The organism is Methylobacterium sp. Gmos1, from assembly GCF_053764715.1.
In genome coordinates, this window is the sequence record NZ_JBSNCC010000040.1 from 1 (window position 1) to 17921 (window position 17921).

Consider the following 17921-nt stretch of genomic DNA (forward strand, 5'->3'; position numbering starts at 1 on the left):
CGCCAGGTACGGCGCCACCAGCGCCCATTCTTCATCGGACACGTCGGACGGGTAGGCGGGGCGATCGGCGCTCATACCCCTCAACGCCCACGCTACGTCATAAGTTCATAACACGCTCTAGAGTGTTGCTCGGTCGCCCTGCCACACCATACACGGCAAATATAAAATTCCACACCGCCAGAATTGGAATTAGCCGAGATCTACCGGGGAGATATTCCGTTTCCGCTTCTCCCCCTTTCCCGGATGAATAGAGCGGCAGCGGAAGGAGATCCGGGATCCAGCGAAAAAAATTGCGAAGCGTCCGTGAGTCTACAGCGGTCCAATATTCAGAGCCGCTTCGCGGCGAGTCTTACGGCTGGATTCCGGATCTCCTTCCACTTCGTTTCAGTCGTCCGGGAAAGGGGGAGAAGCGGAAGCGATGACTGACCAACGAGTCTGATCCGGGCCAAAGCTTCGCCATATGCCGGCATCGTCTATCGTGGCGCTGCGATCAGGCAGCGCTCCAGGTCTTTGATTGTGCCGCGCACCTTCGACGAACCGGCATCCACACCAACGAGAAATCCCAAGAGGCCGTCCGTCATGTGGCTCCTCACCCCCCGGTCGTGCTCTGGCGGCGCCTGCTGCTCGTCGGACGGGGGCTCGGCGCCCTTCTCCTGCTGGCGGGGACGCCGCCGCGGCGCTCCTGCGCGGCAGCGGCCCGGTCGGCGCGCGGCTCGCCGGGCAGCGCCGGTTGCCGACGACCTCGGCCGCCGCGACCCTGGCCCTCGACGAATTGCTTGACCGGCCGGCGGCACTCGCCGGCGCCCAGGCGGCGGCGCAGGCCGGCGACGAGGCGGGCCTCGCCGCCCACGTGTTCGAGGCGCTGCGCTTTCGCCCGCTCAAGCCGGTGATCTACCGCCGGGCGATGCGCGCCCGCCGCATCCCGGAGGGCACGATGGTGTTCGCCGCCAACCTGTCGGCGATGTTCGACCCCCTGGCGGTGCCCCGGCCCGGCCGGTTCCGCACCGACCGGCCGTGGGACACCTACATGCTGTGGGGCCACGGCCCGTACCTGTGCTTCGGCGCGCATCTCAACCGCGCGACGCTGCCCGGCCTGCTCAAGCCCCTCCTCGCCCGCCCGTCCCTGCGCCGCGCCAACGGCGCGCGCGGCCGCATCGACACGCAAGCCACGCCGTTCCCGGTCCACCTCGAGGTGGTGTTCGAGGCCTGACGGGGCGGCCGGTCAGGCCGCCCGGACCTGCGCCAGGAAGTGCGACACCTCGGCCGAGAGGCGCTCGGACTGGCGTGACAGCTCGGTGGCCGAGGCCAACACCTGGCTCGCCGCGGCCCCCGTCTCCTCCGCCGCGCCCGCCACGCCCGCGATGTTGCCCGTCACCTCGCCGGTGCCGACCGCGGCTTGGCTGACGTTGCGCACGATCTCCTGCGTCGCCGCGCCCTGCTCCTCCACCGCCGCGGCGATCGAGGTCGCGACGCCCGAGATCTCCTCGATCCGCGCCGTGATCTGGCCGATCGCGCCGGCCGCCTGACCCGTCGAGGCCTGGATCGCCGCGATCTGGCTCGTGATCTCCTCCGTCGCCCGTGCCGTCTGGCCGGCGAGTTCCTTCACCTCGGCGGCGACCACCGCAAAGCCGCGCCCCGCCGCCCCCGCACGCGCCGCCTCGATCGTGGCGTTCAGCGCCAAGAGGTTGGTCTGGGCGGCGATCGAGGAGATCAGCCCAACCACGTCGCCGATGCGGGCGGTGGCCTCGGTCAGCGCGCGGACCTGATGCGCGGTCTGCCCGGCTTCCGCAACGGCGGCGTGCGCGAGGCGGGCCGAGCCGTCGACCTGGCGGCCGATCTCCTGGACCGAGGCGCCGAGTTCTTCCGCTGCCGCGGCCACCGTCTCGACGTTGGAGGCGGCCTCCTCGGCGGCAACTGCTACGGCGGTGGACTGCGTGGCGGTCTGGGTCGCGGTCGCGGTCATGGTCTGGGCGGTGCCGCGCAGCTCGCCCGAGGCCGAGGCGACGGTGGCGACGACCCCGGTGATCGAGGCCTCGAAGCCCTGGATCAGCTCGTTCAGCGACGCGGCGCGGCGCATCCGGCGCAACTCCTCGGCCTCGCTCTCGCCCCGCAGGCGCTCACGCTCGATCGCGTTGTCGCGGAACACCAGCACGGCGCGGGCCATCGCCCCGACCTCGTCGCGCCGCCCGGCTTCCGGCACCGCGAGGTCGGTGCGTCCCTGCGCGAGCGTGCCCATGACGGCGCGCAAGGACTCCATCGGCCGCACCACCGAGCGAACGATCATGAGCGAGACGCCGCCGAGGACGAGCAGGATGACGAGGCCGGCGACCGCGAGGCGCTCGACCTGGGCGACGATCATCTCGCGCAGGTCGCTGACGTACTCGCTGACGCCGATCGAGAAGCCGAAGGGCGCGTAGTAGCGAAACAGCCCGATCTTCGGCACCGCCGCGCTCGCGCCCTCCGGAACCCAGGTGTAGCGGAACGTCGCGACGCCATCCCGCGCCGCCCGCGGCATCACGTCGGCGACGTAGCGAAATCCGGTCGCATCGGTCACGCCCATCAGGTTGCGGCCGACCACCTTGGCGGAGGGGTGGGCGATCACCGTGCCGGTGGCGTCGTTGACGAACAGGTAGTTGTCGCGCCCGTGCCGCATCGCCGCGATGTCGGCGAGCGCCGCCTCCCGGGCCGCCGCCTCGCTCATCTCAGCCTTCTCCGCCTTCTGCCGGTAGCGCTCGATGACGTTGGCCGCCGCCTCGGTGATGAGCGCCATGCGCTCGATGCGCTGCGCCAGCATCGCCTCGTACTGGTAGTTGAGCGCGATCCCGCCCAGGGCGACAAGGCTCAAGGTCGCGAGCGCGATCAGCAGGGCGAACTTGCGGGGAAGGGTGAGCACGAACATGGGACAGCCGCTCCGGATCCGGTCCTCGCCGGATGCTCCGCCGGACCTAGATCTACATTCGTGAACGGCCGGTATACATTGTTAGCGTTTGGAACGATTTAGAATCGATCGCGAAGATCTTGACCATACGGCATCGACGATAACCGCCGGGCGTTCGGCCGGGTCTTGATCCGGCCATCGCCCGACATCCTGAAGCCGTGCGCGACGGCCGTACGAAACGGTGCACGACAGTCGCGAACGCGTAGGTCCGACGGGTGGACGTTCCATTGCACGCCAATCCCTGTTCACGGACGACTGCAACGAAGTGGAAGGAGATCCGGGAAAGGGGGAAGTGGCCTACGATCTTCCTTCAGCTTGCCGATCGCATCTGTGCATGTGGCGGAGATACACAGCACCATTTTCAAGCGTGTCGCCTTCGACGGATGGGCGTGCCTTTCGCGGGAGATTGCTCAACCGACCCCCGCCCGCAACGCCCCCCGCCGCCGCGGCGCCACCGCGACCGCCGCCGGCTCGCCGCCGCGGGCGAGCGCCAGCACCATGCCGGTAAAAATCTCCTGCAACGCCGCCGTCGAGAGCCGCCCTTCCGGCTTGTACCAGGTGCAGATGCCCGACAGCATCGCGAGGATCGCCAGCGTCGCCATGCGGGTATCGGCGAGCCGGAACTCGCCGGTGGCGCAGCCGTGGTCGAGGATGTCGCCGAGCTTGCGCTCGTAGTCGCGCCGCATCGCCACCACCGCGGCGAGGTTGTCCGGCTCCAGGCTGCGCAGCTCGGAGTAGCAGATGAACACCTCCTGCGGCCGCGCGACGTGGTAGGCGACGTGGAACTCGGTGAAGCGGGTCAGCCGCTCTTCGCCGGTCCCCTCCGGCAACAGGGCCGCGTCGAGGGCGGCGTGCAGGTCGAGCATGTGCCCGCGGATGAGGTCGAACAGGAATTCCTGCTTGTTGCGAAAGTAGTTGTAGAGCGAGCCCTGCTGGATGCCGACCTCGGCGGCGAGCTGGCGCAGGCTCATCGCGGCGTAGCCATGGGTGGCGATCAGGCTCAACCCCGCCCGCCGGATGGCCTCCTCGGTCCGCGGTCCCGACGAGCCTGCGATACGCGCCATGCTGTCCCTAACCCTGTCCCCGAGGGGCTCCCCCGCCCCACGACTTTCGTCGCCCCAGTGTAGCACTTGACGCTCGGAAAAAAACAGTCGAACGTATTTTCATCGCGGATGACCGGGACGCATACCCGGCATCCCAGAATGGCAGAGCAGCGCCGGACACGAGCGCGGCCGCCATCCTCAGGGGAGGATCAGGCGTGGCGGAAACCCTCGCGGTTCGCCAGATCTCGTTGCGTTTCGGCGGCGTGAAGGCACTGACGGATGTCAGCTTCGCGGTCGAGAAGGGCGAGCTCTTTTCGATCATCGGCCCCAACGGCGCCGGCAAGACCTCGATGATCAACTGCATCTCGGGCCGCTACCGGCCGTCGGAAGGGCAGATCCTGCTCGACGGCCGCGACATCACCAAGGCGACGCCGAACCATCGCCCGAAGCTCGGCATCGGCCGCACCTTCCAGAACCTCGCGCTGTTCCACCACATGAGCGTGCTCGACAACATCCTCGTCGGGCGCCACCACCTGATGCGCAACAACTTCGTCACCGGTGCGCTCTACTGGCTGCCCGGCGTCCAAAGCGAGGAGCTGGCGCATCGCCGCCGAGTCGAGGAGATCGTCGACTTCCTCGACCTCCAGGCCTACCGCAAGGCCCCCGCCGGCACCCTCTCCTACGGCCTGCGCAAGCGGGTGGAACTGGCCCGCGCCATGGCGCTGGAGCCCAAGCTGATCCTCCTCGACGAGCCGATGGCCGGCATGAACCTCGAGGAGAAGGAGGACATGGCCCGCTACATCGTCGATCTCAACGAGGAATTCGGCATGACCGTCGTGATGATCGAGCACGACATGGGCGTGGTCATGGACATCTCGCATCGCGTCATGGTGCTCGATTTCGGCCGCCGCATCGCGCTCGGCCGGCCCGAGGCGGTACTCGCCGATCCGCACGTGCGAAAGGCCTATCTCGGCGAGGAGGACGAGGAGCCCTCGGTTGCCGAGCCGGCGAGGGCCGCGTCGTGACGACCGACTTCTCCGAGCGCGCGCGGCGTGCCGACACCTTCCCGAAGCTCCTGCGCCTCAACGCCGCCGAGCACCCGCACGAGGTGGCTTTGCGCGAAAAGATCTTCGGGCTGTGGCGCCCGACGACTTGGGGCCAGTACCACGCCCGCACCCGCGCCTTCGCCCTCGGCCTGTCCGACCTCGGCATCGACAACGGCGACGTCGTCGGGCTGATCGGCGACAACCGGCCCGACTGGGTGGCGGGCGAGATCGCCGCCCACGCGCTCGGCGCCCTGTCGCTCGGCCTCTACCGCGACGCACTGGAGGACGAGGTCCAGTATCTCCTGGCCTTCGCCGGGGCGAAGGTCGTGATCGCCGAGGACGAGGAGCAGGTCGACAAGCTCCTCAACCTCGCCGACGGCGTGCCGAGCCTGCGCCACATCGTGTTCTGCGACCCCCGCGGGATGCGCAAGTACGACGACCCGCGCCTGATCTCGGCCGAGACCCTGGCCGCCCGGGGCGAGGCCCGGCACGCTGCCGATCCCGGCCTCTACGACCGGATGGTCGAGGCGACGGAAGCCGAGGCGGTCGCGATCCTGTGCACCACGTCGGGCACCACGGCGCGGCCGAAGCTCGCGATGCTGAGCGGGGGCCGCGTGCTTCGCCACTGCGCCCGCTACCTCGCCGCCGACCCGAAGGGGCCCGACGACGACTACGTCTCGGTGCTGCCGCTGCCCTGGATCATGGAGCAGGTCTACGCGCTCGGCCAGGCGCTCCTCTCCCGCATGAAGGTCAACTTCGTCGAGGATGCCGACACCCTGATGCACGATTTCCGGGAGATCGCCCCGACCTTCGTGCTGTTCGCCCCCCGGGTCTGGGAGGCGGTCGCCGCCGACGTGCGCGCCCGGATGATGGACGCCTCCCCCTTCAAGCGCGCCCTCTACGAGCGCGGCATGAGGATGGGGCTCTCCGCCCTCGACCAGGGCAAGCGCTCGGGCGCCGCCGACGCCCTGCTGTTCCGGGCCCTTCGCGACCGGCTCGGCTTCACGCGGCTGACGTCTGCCGCGACCGGCGGGGCGGCGCTCGGGCCCGACACGTTCCGGTTCTTCCGCGCCATGGGCGTGCCGCTGCGCCAGCTCTACGGCCAGACCGAGACGCTCGGCGCCTACACCCTGCACCGGGGCGAAACCGTCGATTTCGACACCGTCGGCGTACCGTTCGACGACAGCATCGAGATCCGGGTGCTCGATCCCGACCGCAACGGCATCGGCGAGGTGCTGGCGCGCCACGCCAACATGTTCCACGGCTACTACAAGGCCGATCCGAACGCCCCGAGCGACGTGCGCGAGGGCTGGATGCACACCGGCGACGCCGGCTACGTCGACAAGAAGGGCGAGCTCGTCGTCATCGACCGGATCAAGGATCTCGCCGTCAATGCCCATGGCGAGCGCTTCTCGCCGCAATACATCGAGAACAAGCTGAAGTTCTCGCCCTACGTGGCCGAGGCCGTGATCCTCGGCGCCGGGCGCGAGTACCTGGCGGCGCTGATCTGCATCCGCTACGCGGTGGTGGCGAAGTGGGCCGAGAAGAACCGCATCGCCTTCACCACCTATTCCGATCTCGCCTCGAAGCCGGCGGTGATCGAGCTGATCCGCCGTGAGGTCGAGCGGGTCAATGCGGGCCTGACCGACGTGCAGCGCGTCGCCAAGTTCGTGCTCCTCTACAAGGAGCTCGACGCCGACGACGGCGAACTGACCCGCACCCGCAAGGTCCGCCGCGGCGTCATCAACGAGAAATACGCCGACCTGATCGACACGATCTATGCCGGTGCGCCGAGCTACCGGGTCGACACGGTGATCCGGTTCCAGGACGGCACGACGCAGCGCATCCGCACCACCCTGCCGGTGATCGACCTCACGGCTTCCCCCGCCACCCTCGCCGCCGCCGAATAGGGGCCTTGAGGCCATGAACACCCATCTGCTGCTCCAGCTCGTCGTCAACGGGCTGATCGTCGGCGCCCTCTACGGGGTGGTCGCGATGAGCTTCGTCCTGATCTACAAGGCGAGCCAGGTCGTGAACTTCGCGCAAGGCGAGTTCCTGCTGATCGGCGCCTGGGTGTGCTGGTGGCTGCTCACCACCTACCAGCTGCCGTTCCTGGTCGGCATGGCGGTCACCTTCGCGTTCATGCTGGTCTTCGGCATCGCCCTCCAGGTGGTGGTGCTGCGGCCGCTGATCGGCGAGCCGATCATCTCGGTCATCATGGTGACGATCGGCCTGTCGATCTTCTTCCAGGCGCTGTGCAAGTGGCTGTTCGGCGTGTTCGCCCAGCCGTTCCCGCCGATCTTCCAGACGCAGTCGGTGTCGTTCCTCGGGCTCGAGATCCAGACCGTGTACCTGATGAGCCTCGGCATCTCGGTCGCCATGATGGCGGGCTTCGCCTGGTTCTTCCGCTACTCCAAGCACGGGCTCGCGATGCGGGCCACCGCCTTCAACCAGCAGGTGGCGCAATCGCTCGGCATCTCGGTGCGCAACGTGTTTGCCCTCGCCTGGGCGATCTCGGCGGTGGTGTCTTCGGTCGCCGGCATCGTCGTCGGCATCGTCAACGGCGTCTCGTCGGCGCTGTCGCTCTACGGCATCAAGGTGTTCCCGGCCGTCATCCTCGGCGGGCTCGACTCGGTCGTCGGCGCGGTCATCGGCGGCCTCGTCATCGGGGTCTTGGAGAACGTCGCGCAGTACGTCGACGGCCAGTACCTGCACTGGGGCAACCTCTACGAGATCGTTCCCTTCTACGTCCTGGTGGTGATCCTGATGATCAAGCCCTACGGCCTGTTCGGCACCCGCGACATCGAGCGCGTCTGATGGCGACCCAGAGTCTGATCCCCGCCGGCGACTACCGCACGACGTATGCCGCCGACACCACCATCTTCCCGACCGCCGGCAGCCGCTACGCGGTCTGGGCGGGGCTGGCGCTGCTCTGCCTCGCGCCCCTCGTCCTCGACCGCTACTGGCTGAGCCTCTTGATCCAGATCGGCTACTTCGCGGTGGCGGCTCTGGGCTTGAACATCCTGGTCGGCTTCACCGGGCAGATCTCGATCGGGCATGCCGCCTTCTTCGGCTTCGGCGCCTTCGCCTCGGCCTGGCTGTCGAACAACTATGGCATCCCGGTCTTCTTCGCGATCCCGCTCGCGGGCGTGATGACGACGGCGATCGGCCTGATCTTCGGTCTGCCGGCGGCCCGGCTGAAGGGCCTGTATCTCGCCATCGCGACGCTCGCCGCGCAGTACATCCTCCAGGACTTCTTCGCCCGGGCGAACTGGTTCACCGGTGGGGTGGCCGGCACGGCGGCCGAGGCCTTCTCGATCGTCGGGTTCGCCTTCGACACCGACCACCGCTACTTCTACGTCGTGCTGGCCTACCTGGTGCTGACCTTCGTGCTGGCCACCAACCTGATGCGCTCCCGCGACGGCCGGGCGCTGGTGGCGGTGCGCGACCACTACCTCTCGGCGGAGATGATGGGGATCAACCTCACCCGCTACCGCACCCTGTCCTTCGGCCTCTCGGCCTTCTTCGCCGGCATCGGCGGCGCGCTCTACGCGCATTACCTGCAATTCGTCTCCGTCGAGGGGTTCGGGATCCTGCTCTCGATCCAGTTCCTCGGCATGATCATCATCGGGGGCCTCGGCTCGATCATGGGCACGCTGATGGGCACCGCCTTCATGGTGCTGGTGCCCGAGGCCATGGGCTGGCTCACCGATGCGGTCCGCGGCTCCTCCCTCGACCGGGCGCTGGCGCTCAAGGACAACCTGTCCTTCCTGCGCGAGATGGCGATCGGCCTCGTGATCGTGCTGTTCCTGATGTTCGAGCCCGACGGGCTCGCCCACCGCTGGCGCCAGATCAAGGCGTACTGGAAGCTGTATCCGTTCTCGCACTGACATCATCGGGAAAACGAGGGGAGGTTCGGCCGTACTGGGCAGGCTGCTCGCGACAAGCTCCCCCTTTTCCCGGACGACTGAAACGAAGTGGAAGGAGATCCGGGATCCAGCAGAAGAAGTGCCGCGAAGCGGCTCTGATTTGCAACGTTGCAGGCACAAGGACGCTTCGCGACTTTTTGTGCTGGATCCCGGATCTCCTTCCGCTGACGCTTCAGTCGTCCGGGAAAGGGCGAGGATCACGAAGAACCGGCTTGGCCATCACTCTCCGTCGTATACCGTGACCATCATCGACGAGGCTGGCGAACCAGCCCATTACCGGAGGAAACCCATGCTTCGCCTATCATTTGGCCTGTCCCTTGCCTCGGCCGCCGCCCTCGCCCTCAGCCTGCCGGCGCTGGCCGCCGAGATCCCGATCGGCCACCTCGCCGACCAGAGCGGCGCCACCTCCGATGTCGGCGTCCCTTACGCCCAAGGGGTGGCCGACGCGCTCGCCTACGTGAACCGCAAGGGCGGCATCAAGGGCGAGAAGATGAACGTCGAGTCGGTCGATTACGGCTACCAGGTGCCGCGCGCCGTCGCGCTCTACAAGAAGTGGACCGGCGGGCGCGACAAGGTCGCGGCGATCCAGGGCTGGGGCACCGCCGACACCGAGGCGCTGTCGGCCTTCGTCACCAAGGACGAGATCCCCTACATCTCAGGCTCGTACGCCGCGCAGGTGAGCGACCCGACCGGCGCCAGCGGCAAGGCCAAGGCCGCCCCCTACAACTTCTTCTACGGGCCGAGCTATTCCGACGCGCTGCGCGCCATGCTCCAGTGGGCCGCCGACGACTGGAAGGCCAAGGGCAAGACCGGCAAGCCGAAATACGTCCACATGGGCGGCAACCACCCCTACCCGAACTCGCCCAAGGAAGCCGGCGAGGCGATGGCCAAGGACCTCGGCTTCGAGGTGCTGCCGGCGATCGTCTTCGCGCTCGCGCCCGGCGACTACACCGCCCAGTGCCTGACCGCCAAGAACGCGGGCGCGAACTACGCCTATCTCGGCAACACGGGCGGGTCGAACATCTCGCTGCTCAAGTCCTGCAAGTCGGTCGGCACCGACATCCAGTTCATGGGCAACGTCTGGGGCATGGACGAGAACGCCGCCAAGGCGGCGGGCGAGGCGGCGAACGGCGTCGTCTTCCCCGTCCGCACCGCGGCGGTGAGCGGCAGCACCGCGCCCGGCATGGCGATGGCGGCCGAGATCTCGAAGGTGTCGGACGCCGCCGGCACCGCCTACCGGCCGGTGCACTACTACACCGGCATCTGCGCCGCGCTCTACATGACCGAGGCGCTGGCCTGGGCCAAGGACAACGGGGGTCTGGCCGGTCCCAACGTCCGCAAAGGCTTCTACCAGAAGAAGGACTGGGTGCCCGCCGGCATGGAGGGCGTCTGCGTCCCCTCGACCTGGTCGCCCACCGACCATCGCGGGATGATGGAGGTGCACATCTACCGCGCCAAGGTCTCGGGTCCCACCGACGGGGCGCTGCCCGACCTGATCAAGGCCGGCACGATCAAGCTCGAGCCGGTCAAGACCGTGACGCTGCCGCGCAAGAGCGAGTGGCAGGGGTGGTGAGGCCTCTCCTGAAAGGGTGACCCGCCTCTGAACCCTTCCCCCTCTGCGGGGGAGGGTGCCCCGCGAACGCGGGGCGGGAGAGGGGACGCCGCTTCCGGAGATGTCGCGACCATGATGACGGGCGCTACCTGGATCAGCGTCGCGCCGCCCCTCTCCCGGCCCCTGCTGCCGCAGGGACCACCCTCCCCCGCAGCTGGGGTAGGGTCCGACGTCGCATCTCGCTGAAACGAAAGCCGCCCGATGTCGCAGGTCATGACCCTGGAGCGCCCCACCCCCGACGCCGCGCCCGCTCCCCTCCTGAGCCTCCGCAACGTCGAGGTCGTCTACGACGACGTGATCCTGGTCCTGCGGGGCCTGAGCCTCGACGTGCCGGCGGGCTCGATCACCGCGCTGCTCGGCGCCAACGGCGCCGGCAAGTCGACGACGCTGAAGGCCATCTCGGGCCTGCTGCGCTCGGAGGACGGCGAGGTCACCCGCGGCGAGATCGTGTTCGACGGCGCCCGCATCGACGGCATCGAGCCCGACAGGATCGTGCGCCGCGGCATCTTCCAGGTGATGGAGGGCCGCCGCATCGTCGCCGACATGACCCCGATGGAGAACCTGCGCCTCGGCGCCTTCTCGCGCCGCGATAAGGAGATCGGCCAGGACCTAGAGCGGGTGCTGACCTACTTCCCGCGCCTCAAGGAGCGCACGGGGGCGGCGGGCTACCTCTCGGGCGGCGAGCAGCAGATGCTGGCGATCGGCCGCGCGCTGATGGCCCGCCCCCGCCTGATCCTGATGGACGAGCCCTCGATGGGCCTCTCGCCCCTCCTGGTGAAGGAGGTTTTTTCGATCATCCGCCAGATCAACCAGGATCTCGGCGTCACCATCCTGCTCGTCGAGCAGAACGCCCGCGCCGCCCTCTCGGTGGCCGACCGCGGCTACATCATGGAGCAGGGCAAGGTGGTGCTCGACGGCACCGTCGAGGAATTGCGCACCAACGAGGACGTGAAGGAGTTCTACCTCGGCGGCGCCGGCGACCAGAGGAAAAGCTTTCGCAATCTGAAGAGCTTCAAGCGGCGCAAGCGGTGGATCTGAGCGTCTGTTCCACTCGACGCGCCGGACACTGTCGATGTGATTCCGGGGCCGCGCAGCGGAGCCCGGAATGACCCGGCGGGTATGGAGATCGGCCGAGGCCGATCGAACCAATCTCTCGCCTCTGGCACCCGATCGACGCTATCGATCGGCTCCTCAGAGCCGGTAGCGGATCTGGTCGGTCCTCAAACGCTCTACGCGTCGGCATCAACCACTTAGCCCTTCGCGTGGAACGGAATTGGAACGAGCAGCCTTCTGCGCCTCGTTCGCCGCCCGGCTGGTAGCGCTGGTGAATTTCACCTGCTTGCCCTCATAAGGCAGGGGGTCCGCCAGCACCGCCCGTATCAGCCCGTCCAGCGCCGTCGCCGCGTTCTTCTGGTAGCTGGGCGACATGTGGGTGTAGCGCTCGGTCATCGAGTACCCGCCCATCCGGTGCGCCATGAAGTTCGCGGCCTCCCACGGGGACACGTCCATCTCGCGCAGATACGATGCGACCGTATGGCGCAGGCTGTAGGCGTTCACCCTCCCCTTCAGCTTGGTCCGCTCCCGCGCCTTCGGCCAGACGTGCACCATCCGGCCGATGGTCCGACCGCGGAACATGATGACCCGGGGCGTGTCCTGCGGGAGCGCCTTCAGCACCTCCACCAGCGCCGGGCCGATTTTGACGGTAGCGCGCCGCTTGGAGGTCTGTTTCCGGCCCTCAGGGTTCAGGCTGATGATGCCGCGCTCAAGGTCCACCTGTGGCCAGGTCAGGGTGGTGATGGCCTCCGGCCGGCCACCGGTCCCAAGGGCGAGCAGGATGTACAGCCGGAAATGCGGCTCCTCACTCCCCTGCCAGTAGAGGCGGCGCAGCTGGTCAACGGTCAGCGGGTCGCCCATCGGCCGCACATTCTCCACCTTGAGGCAGTGGATGTGCGGGACCGTGGCGATGATGCCCCGGCGGTGAGCGCGGTTCAGGGCCGCCCGGCCGATCTCAAGGGTTCGGTTGACCGAGTTGTGCCGCAACCCCTTCGCTTCCAGGAAGGCGCGGAACTGTTCCTGACGCGGCATGTCCCGCGCGTCCGAGACCGTGGCCGCCCCCCAGAACTCGAGCCAGTAGCGCAGCAGGATCTTGATGGTCCCCGCGCTGCGCAGCTTCGCCCCGTGGTTCTCGTGGTACTCCTTGAACACCTCGGCCAGCGTCACCTCACCGGGGGCGAGCTGGCGGCTATGGTTCAGCCGCTCAGCCATCCACCACTCATCGAGCTTCTGCCGGGCTACCTCAAAGTCCGTAGTGCCGAGGCTAGCGCGGCGGGTTTGCTCGGCCCCTTTATCGTACCAGGTCCGATACCATGCCTGGCTTCCTGACCGTTGGGAGAGCCAGAACTCTCCGACGCGATATTCTCGCTCATCGTACTTGCTTCTTCCGGCGGGCTTCCCCCGTACAGCAGCCATGCTTTTGCTCCATACAATCTAAAGTGAGCGATATGCATGCCGAGGTAGACCCAGCTCTTTCCGACGTAATGGTGAGGAACCTGATCCCTATTCCGCTTCAGCCAGGTCCGGTCCTCCGGGTTGTTCACGTTCGGCCGGACGTAGGCCATGGCTTCTTTTTCGCTGAGGGATTGGTATTTCCCGAGCTTCAGGTATTCCAGCATCCCTTCCAGTTGTTTTTCCCTGACTTCGTCGGGGATTTTTGTCGGATCAATCACGACATCCTCCAGTGTAGCGGATTTCTGGTGAAGACTAGACTGAGTCACAGTGACTCAATCCAGTCTGCAAGAGGGAGCGAATCAGGGCACGCGCTCTGCGGCTGGAGGCGCCTTGGCCGGGGCCGGAGGTGCCGTGACCTGCTGGCACGTCCCGCCGAGACGGAACCCACGGTCCAGCCACTCCGGCAGGACACAGAGGAAGGCCAGCAGCACCAGGAACTTGATGCTGTGCGTGAACCCCTTGGTGCAGCCCACCCCGAGGGCGAGCAGGGCCGTCATGAAAGTGATCGCCCCGTACCAGGCGGTGATGCCGGTGAACTCCGCCACCTCCCGCCCGAGGCAGTAGACCCAGGGCCGGGTGCCGTACTGGACGAGGGCGTAGTTAAGCCCGGCAGCGACCGCGACGGCGGCGACGGCGTCGGACAGGTCGAGCGTGGATTTGCCTTTGGCTTCGGAAGCCATGACGAACTCCCTTGGGTTGGGTTCTGGAAGCCGCCCAGCCGACCCCGTTCGCCAGCAGCTGAAAGCAACTGACGGTGATGGAGAAGATTGCGAGGTAAAGCTGGGCGATGAGTTTGATGAGTGAAGCTAAAAGCTTCACCGCCGGAATGTCCGGGTTTGGGTAAAGGTCATGGTGCGGGTATGCCGCTCAGTAATCCGAACCCAGCCGGGTTCTTTGGACGGCGGCGGCGCATCGCCGAGATAGACGACCCGGCCGTTCATGATGGTGAAGAAGCCGTGGTGGTGCGGCTGGCCGGGAATCTTGAAGCGAACCACGGCACCGTGATGACCCAGGTGATGAGTGTACCGCTTCAGCTTTCCCTGCCGGACCCGGCCCGCGATGCTGAGGCGGAAGCCTTGGTTGTCACCATGGAGACGAAGAAGGGTCCTGATGCGGATACCTTCCACGTCGGTGTTATCGACGTACCGGATGGTTTCGGTATGCGGGCGGATTATGGCCGCGCTTTCCCGACCGCGCAGCCAATCGGCTGCACGTAAGTGTTTGTGGGACATCTCGGATTTCTCCCGACGCCGTGATGGCGACGGGGCTATTCAAAGCTTTGATGCTAGAGCCGTCAAATGGCTCTGCCTTGGTCATCGACTGATTTTCTTGGGTTTTTTCGATTGATCGAACAGGGATGAAAACGCCTTTATACCGCTGATATCTAAAGGGTTTTTCAATCGCGGAAAAAAACCGTCTCTGAATTCCTTGTCCTCGACCAGCCGCTTGAGCGTCCAAGTTTCCTTCAGCGTGGCTTTGCGTACAGTGCCATCGGGAAGTCGCCAAAGAATAGCTTCCTTAAGCTTTGGAACTGTCCAAACCCCACCGTCGGCGGGCTTTCTATTGTACATAGTATTCCACATTATGAGGACGCACGATTGATGGAATATGGGATTCGTGTTGCCTGTTACACAAAGGTCCATAGGAAGCTCACCAAGACGCAATCGCATCTCTATATCCTCTAGCCACGCTTTTGATTTTTTAAGCCGAGTAACAATGTCCAAGCGGTCAAAACTAGCCGCAATCATTAAAGCTGCTTCAAGGCGGACCAAACGCTTCCTTGAGAGTGGTGTTAGCCTCGGAAACTTGGCGATCAAAGCTCTTAACCAATCCTGTACCTCTTCCTCGCTCCATTCAAGAAAGGCATCTTCCGCGAACTTGGCTGCGAGCTTTGCCGTTTCCCGCGATGAGGCTGCGATAAATTCATCGGTTGATATAGTAGGGCCGCATAATTTCAGCCATTCTGCTCTAGCAATATCCTTATTCCATGGCTTCCATGCTTGGTTCTCAAATAGGCCGTTATCTATCCAGCGCTGCGGGTCAATAGGGTAAACGATATCACCAATCGGAAGCTTTTTACCCATAGTGCGAATCCAAGGCATGGCCACGGGACACGACCCGCCCCCACTTGCCCCCTCAGCTCAGGTGCTCGTTCTCAGGTCAGGGGGTAGGGTCACTCCAATAGGGCAAGATATGGAATTCTGGCCCAACCCTCCGAAACCGGGCTAAGCTGGGCCGTGGAACTCCGTACCGCCTTCATCAAACACACCAAGGTGGGAAAGAGCACGCAAGCCGAAGGGACTGCCGCTGCACACTATCGTTACGCTTGTCGCAAAAGCGCAACAGACTACGTCGAAAGCTACATCATCCCAGGCAACTACTGGGAGGCTCAAGACTATTTCAACAAAAGAGAAAAGAACATTCGAAAGAATGGTCGCGTTATTGACAAATTTGCATTGATATTCCCAGTTGGCATGAAACAAATCCATGCCGTTGCCGCAACAAGGACATTTTTGCAACGCATCGGAAAAGGTCGCGGACCCTATTTTTTCGCTCTCCAGAACTTCAAGGATGGGACCGTAAACCCGCACGCGCACTGCATCTTTGTGGATGAGTGTGCCTGGTCCGGGCGCCGGGTGTTTCGTACCTCTGACCGAGGCAGCAGTAAGCGCCTTCGGCAGGAGTTTGTGTCGGTAGCCAACGAAATCCTTCAGCAGCAGGAGTACACGTTCCGCGTGGATATGCGGACGATGAAGGAGCTTCAACACGAGATGGAGCTTCAGCAGCACATCCCGGAGATGGAGTTAGCGGCTCAGGAGCGGGTTATAGAGAGTTTACCCCAGTTTACGGATGACTCCGATAAACCATCTATAACCGACCTACCCCAAGACGCCCCCATTCACGAGCTGGACGAACCAGCCGAAGAGGCCCACGCCCGCACGCAGACGCATGCGGAAGAGACAGCCATGGCCGACGAGGACGACGGGCAGAGCATCGCCAGGCCACTCACGCTGGTGGACCAAATCAGGGCGGCCCACGAGAGCGGCAAGCACATCGAGCGCATCGAGGCGGACCGGCAGACGCACCTGCGCCTGCGGGAATCCTACGCCATCGAGCACACCGACATGGTGAACGCCCAGAAGGCGGCCGAGAGCGCCAAACTGGACGTGACCACGGCAGAGAACGAGCTTGGGGACCTACGCCGTCAGCGCGGCATCGTCCGCCAGCAGGGCGACGGATTCCGTGTGCTTGGCTGGGACAGCCCTGCGCGGGCACGGGCCAACGAACTGGACGCGATGATCCACACCACAGAGGTGGAGCTTGCCCGGCGCAGGACCAGCGCGGCGCAGTTGGAGACGCACGCCACCTACCGCGAGCGCACGGCGTGGGAGGTGCACCGGAAAATCGAGGCGCACGACCGCAAGCTGTTCGGGATGAAGGTCGGCAACATCAGCGACCTGAACGCGCTGATCGAGATCAGCACCCTGGCCCGCGACGAGGCCCTGAGGGGCGTAGAACCCGCCGACGTTTATCAGTCGTGGCTCAATGGGGCTATAACCGACCAGCAGGCCGAAGCCGCTTTAAAACGGCTTGAGGGCGGAAACCAGTACCTGAAGATGATGCATCAGCGCCAGCTTCAGGAACACTACCAGCACCTCGGGCATACTCTTCAGTAATAGCGGCGCCCGTTCTTGTCCCAATAGGGCGGGTTAAGCTCCACCTGCCCGCCGTCCATCAATATCGTCCACTTGTCATTGTGCTGCCGCATACGCTCGGGTGTTGAGGTGCGCTCCCACGCCTCTGACACATTGATACTTTGGCCGCCATTTCCGGAAGTAATCGTAGTCTTTTGGACTTTCTGGTGCCCGATGGTTCGACTGATGACTTCGTATAGTCGATGGTCCTGGGCGATGCCGCAGACGACAAGGGTGCAGCTTGCAAAGAGCGTTTCGGCTTTGTCGCCATAGGTATTTTGCAGCTGCTGATAGGTCTGGAAGAAGAGGCAGACCCGCATCAGCGCCTTCCGCATCAGGTCGTTCATCTCAACCACGGCCTGGCACTTGCCGACCGTGGGCGCCTCATCGAGATAAGCCCAGAACGCCCGTTTGAATACAAAGCCCTCACCCATCATGCGCTTCCGTGTTTCGTAAGCGTTGGTGATGAGCAACCGTAGGAAGGCGCCGGTGACCGCGCTATCACTTCCTCTTACGATAAAGGCTGTAGGCGTCGAGTCCCGGAAAACCTGCTCAAAGGTCCAACCCCGATCGATGCCGGAACCGTCCGCCTTCATAATAAAGGCTTTGGCCTCATCCTCGCCCGGGTTCGTAATCATGCAGAGCGGCACGGACATAAAGTTTTCCAGATGGGTCGCCATTGTGGTCATGTAGCTAGCACGCTCACCTCCCGCGACGCCGAAATAAGCCCGCGCACCAAGTTGCACGACAGGGTCGGGGTTGTGCTCCATCTCTTCGAGGAGCGACTTTAACTCCTCACCTTTGCAGGTCGCTTTCATGATGCAGTTGAAGAATGAGGCTTCTTCACGCCGATAGCGGACCATCTGTGCGATAACTCCGCCCACCCAGAGGCGGGAAAACCTGACAAAATGCTCCCCTTTTGGGTCGGCAGGGTCAGGCATCAGTGAAATACAAAGCCGCTTTATCTGGCCGCCGAAGTGGATGGAGTCCGGCTGCAGGATGCCGAGTGGGTCGTAGCGCGTCCCGTTGTAGCCGCCGATGTGAAACTGACCCAGTCGCCGATTGAATCCTGACCCAGGCCGTAGGCTGGGCTCCTTCTGCGGGAGGAGGCCCGGATGGTGGGTGAGGAGGCAGCGTTGGAGATCCGGGT

Annotated in this window: 16 protein-coding genes; 9 read left to right on the forward strand and 7 right to left on the reverse strand. The window is 65.0% G+C overall.

Annotation, left to right across the window (positions count from 1 at the left end):
- Nucleotides 1-730 precede the first annotated feature (730 nt).
- Nucleotides 731-1210, forward strand: a complete 480-nt coding sequence (locus tag ACS5PV_RS32045) for a hypothetical protein (protein ID WP_455399357.1) — start codon at nucleotides 731-733, stop codon at nucleotides 1208-1210.
- A gap of 12 nt (nucleotides 1211-1222) precedes the next feature.
- Here the strand turns inward: ACS5PV_RS32045 and ACS5PV_RS32050 are convergent, their stop codons facing one another.
- Both ACS5PV_RS32050 and ACS5PV_RS32055 read right to left on the reverse strand, forming a co-directional pair.
- Nucleotides 1223-2899 carry a methyl-accepting chemotaxis protein gene (locus tag ACS5PV_RS32050; protein WP_455399358.1) on the reverse strand — a complete coding sequence of 559 codons (1677 nt, stop codon included), beginning with the start codon at nucleotides 2897-2899 and terminating at the stop codon, nucleotides 1223-1225.
- A gap of 449 nt (nucleotides 2900-3348) precedes the next feature.
- On the reverse strand, nucleotides 3349-4002 hold the full coding sequence (locus ACS5PV_RS32055; RefSeq protein WP_455399359.1) for a TetR/AcrR family transcriptional regulator: 654 nt from the start codon (nucleotides 4000-4002) through the stop codon (nucleotides 3349-3351).
- A 194-nt stretch (nucleotides 4003-4196) separates the two neighbouring features.
- Between ACS5PV_RS32055 and ACS5PV_RS32060 the strand changes: the two genes are divergently transcribed.
- The 6 genes from ACS5PV_RS32060 (at nucleotide 4197) to ACS5PV_RS32085 (ending at nucleotide 11606) form a co-directional block, all read left to right on the forward strand.
- Complete coding sequence (locus ACS5PV_RS32060; RefSeq protein WP_455399360.1) at nucleotides 4197-5006, forward strand: ABC transporter ATP-binding protein; 810 nt, start codon at nucleotides 4197-4199, stop codon at nucleotides 5004-5006.
- A complete protein-coding gene (locus ACS5PV_RS32065; protein ID WP_455399361.1) occupies nucleotides 5003-6937 on the forward strand; it encodes an AMP-binding protein in 1935 nt (644 codons plus the stop codon). Before ACS5PV_RS32060 ends, ACS5PV_RS32065 begins: the two co-directional genes overlap by 4 nt.
- Before the next feature lie 13 nt (nucleotides 6938-6950).
- Nucleotides 6951-7844: a branched-chain amino acid ABC transporter permease gene (locus tag ACS5PV_RS32070; protein ID WP_455399362.1), complete on the forward strand. Its 894-nt coding sequence runs from the start codon at nucleotides 6951-6953 to the stop codon at nucleotides 7842-7844.
- Nucleotides 7844-8917 (forward strand): branched-chain amino acid ABC transporter permease, encoded by a 1074-nt coding sequence (locus ACS5PV_RS32075; RefSeq protein ID WP_455399363.1) that lies wholly within the window; start codon nucleotides 7844-7846, stop codon nucleotides 8915-8917. Before ACS5PV_RS32070 ends, ACS5PV_RS32075 begins: the two co-directional genes overlap by 1 nt.
- Before the next feature lie 328 nt (nucleotides 8918-9245).
- On the forward strand, nucleotides 9246-10529 hold the full coding sequence (locus ACS5PV_RS32080) for an ABC transporter substrate-binding protein (RefSeq protein WP_455399364.1): 1284 nt from the start codon (nucleotides 9246-9248) through the stop codon (nucleotides 10527-10529).
- A gap of 240 nt (nucleotides 10530-10769) precedes the next feature.
- Complete coding sequence (locus ACS5PV_RS32085; protein ID WP_455399365.1) at nucleotides 10770-11606, forward strand: ABC transporter ATP-binding protein; 837 nt, start codon at nucleotides 10770-10772, stop codon at nucleotides 11604-11606.
- A 204-nt stretch (nucleotides 11607-11810) separates the two neighbouring features.
- Here ACS5PV_RS32085 and ACS5PV_RS32090 read toward each other — a convergent pair whose 3' ends face one another.
- The 3 genes from ACS5PV_RS32090 to ACS5PV_RS32100 all read right to left on the reverse strand — a co-directional run bounded on the left by ACS5PV_RS32090 (nucleotide 11811) and on the right by ACS5PV_RS32100 (nucleotide 13756).
- Complete coding sequence (locus ACS5PV_RS32090; RefSeq protein WP_455399366.1) at nucleotides 11811-12833, reverse strand: tyrosine-type recombinase/integrase; 1023 nt, start codon at nucleotides 12831-12833, stop codon at nucleotides 11811-11813.
- Between the two features lie 26 nt (nucleotides 12834-12859).
- Nucleotides 12860-13294, reverse strand: coding sequence for a hypothetical protein (locus ACS5PV_RS32095; protein WP_455399367.1), 435 nt, complete (start codon nucleotides 13292-13294; stop codon nucleotides 12860-12862).
- Nucleotides 13295-13375: 81 nt separating this feature from the next.
- Nucleotides 13376-13756, reverse strand: coding sequence for a hypothetical protein (locus ACS5PV_RS32100; RefSeq protein ID WP_455399368.1), 381 nt, complete (start codon nucleotides 13754-13756; stop codon nucleotides 13376-13378).
- A 120-nt stretch (nucleotides 13757-13876) separates the two neighbouring features.
- On the opposite strand from ACS5PV_RS32100, the gene ACS5PV_RS32105 reads away from it, so the two are divergent.
- Complete coding sequence (locus ACS5PV_RS32105) at nucleotides 13877-14293, forward strand: hypothetical protein (RefSeq protein WP_455399369.1); 417 nt, start codon at nucleotides 13877-13879, stop codon at nucleotides 14291-14293.
- A gap of 96 nt (nucleotides 14294-14389) precedes the next feature.
- Here ACS5PV_RS32105 and ACS5PV_RS32110 read toward each other — a convergent pair whose 3' ends face one another.
- Nucleotides 14390-15184 (reverse strand): hypothetical protein, encoded by a 795-nt coding sequence (locus tag ACS5PV_RS32110; protein WP_455399370.1) that lies wholly within the window; start codon nucleotides 15182-15184, stop codon nucleotides 14390-14392.
- Nucleotides 15185-15313: 129 nt separating this feature from the next.
- On the opposite strand from ACS5PV_RS32110, the gene ACS5PV_RS32115 reads away from it, so the two are divergent.
- Entirely contained in the window at nucleotides 15314-16753 is a 1440-nt protein-coding gene (locus ACS5PV_RS32115; protein ID WP_455399371.1) for a hypothetical protein, read from the forward strand.
- On the opposite strand, the gene ACS5PV_RS32120 is transcribed toward ACS5PV_RS32115, so the two are convergent.
- A partial coding sequence (locus ACS5PV_RS32120; RefSeq protein ID WP_455399372.1) for a type IV secretory system conjugative DNA transfer family protein occupies nucleotides 16747-17921 on the reverse strand: 1175 nt, incomplete at its 5' end. The genes ACS5PV_RS32115 and ACS5PV_RS32120 overlap by 7 nt on opposite strands.

Coding starts and splice junctions, on each gene's coding strand:
- ACS5PV_RS32050 (WP_455399358.1), bottom strand. CDS start 2,899: ATGTTCGTGCTCACCCTTCCCCGCAAGTTCGCCCTGCTGATCGCGCTC.
- ACS5PV_RS32055 (WP_455399359.1), bottom strand. CDS start 4,002: ATGGCGCGTATCGCAGGCTCGTCGGGACCGCGGACCGAGGAGGCCATC.
- ACS5PV_RS32070 (WP_455399362.1), top strand. CDS start 6,951: ATGAACACCCATCTGCTGCTCCAGCTCGTCGTCAACGGGCTGATCGTC.
- ACS5PV_RS32075 (WP_455399363.1), top strand. CDS start 7,844: ATGGCGACCCAGAGTCTGATCCCCGCCGGCGACTACCGCACGACGTAT.
- ACS5PV_RS32080 (WP_455399364.1), top strand. CDS start 9,246: ATGCTTCGCCTATCATTTGGCCTGTCCCTTGCCTCGGCCGCCGCCCTC.
- ACS5PV_RS32085 (WP_455399365.1), top strand. CDS start 10,770: ATGTCGCAGGTCATGACCCTGGAGCGCCCCACCCCCGACGCCGCGCCC.
- ACS5PV_RS32090 (WP_455399366.1), bottom strand. CDS start 12,833: ATGGCTGAGCGGCTGAACCATAGCCGCCAGCTCGCCCCCGGTGAGGTG.
- ACS5PV_RS32100 (WP_455399368.1), bottom strand. CDS start 13,756: ATGGCTTCCGAAGCCAAAGGCAAATCCACGCTCGACCTGTCCGACGCC.